The following is a 434-nucleotide window of genomic DNA, read 5'->3' as shown; positions in this document are numbered from 1 at the left end:
GGTTGCTGCGATACACAGCAAAGTGATGTCCATCATTTCCGATTTGATGGACACCACTTTGTCAGAGTCTCCAGAGAAGAAGCATGGAAGTCGAGCAGGCCGTCCGAATTACCCACGGGAGCTTCGGGATCGGCTGGCGGCAGCAGCGTGTGAGCCGGGCGTCTCGGTCGCGAGACTGGCCCGTGAGAATGGCATCAACGCGAACATGTTGTACACCTGGCGGCGGCGATATCTTGCCGAGCAGCAAGCTCCGTCTACCAGCCTCCTCCCGGTCGTACTGCTGAGTGACGCGCTGACGCAGGTCGTTGCGTCATCTTCGGGGGTTCCTCAAGCGCCAGATATGAAGCCGGCGTCTCCTGGGGGCACGATCGAGATCCGCATCGGCCGTGCGGTGGTTAAGGTAGACGGCCTGGTCGACGCTGACATGCTGCGTA

The 434-nt window shown here is 60.4% G+C and carries 1 protein-coding gene; it reads left to right on the top strand.

The features are described from left to right. Positions 1-25: 25 nt before the first annotated feature. Positions 26-434, top strand: a 409-nt coding sequence (tnpA, locus tag P0D73_RS46765; RefSeq protein ID WP_408436557.1) for an IS66-like element accessory protein TnpA, incomplete at its 3' end; no start/stop codon positions are given.

The organism is Paraburkholderia sp. RL18-101-BIB-B, from assembly GCF_046026985.1.
Taxonomy (GTDB): Bacteria; Pseudomonadota; Gammaproteobacteria; order Burkholderiales; family Burkholderiaceae; genus Paraburkholderia.
The sequence above is the reverse complement of the archived record's forward strand: the minus strand, read 5'-3'. Positions and strand labels throughout refer to the sequence as shown.